Annotated in this window: 1 protein-coding gene; it reads left to right on the top strand. The window is 51.6% G+C overall.

Annotation, left to right across the window (positions count from 1 at the left end; genetic code table 11):
• On the top strand, positions 1-306 hold a 306-nt coding region (locus BGK49_RS18890), incomplete at both ends, for a transposase (protein ID WP_146628143.1).

Here is a 306-nt window from a genome sequence, read left to right as displayed (position 1 = left end):
ACTGGGAAATGAAGTGACAGCCCGCCTGCTGACCGTGACGCGCAAAGGAAAAGTCTGCCATCTGCTGACGTCGATGACGGACGCCATGCGCTTCCCCGGAGGAGAAATGGCGGATCTGTACAGTCATCGCTGGGAAATTGAACTGGGATACAGGGAGATAAAACAGACGATGCAACTGAGCAGGCTGACGCTGAGAAGTAAAAAGCCGGAGCTTGTGGAGCAAGAGCTGTGGGGTGTCTTACTGGCTTATAATCTGGTGAGATATCAGATGATTAAAATGGCGGAACATCTGAAAGGTTACTGGCC

Origin of the sequence: Shigella sp. FC1544 (genome assembly GCF_001722145.1) — a bacterium.
Taxonomy (GTDB): Bacteria; Pseudomonadota; Gammaproteobacteria; order Enterobacterales; family Enterobacteriaceae; genus Escherichia; species Escherichia coli.
Note: the sequence above shows the minus strand (reverse complement) of the source record. Positions and strands in the feature narration are given on the sequence as shown.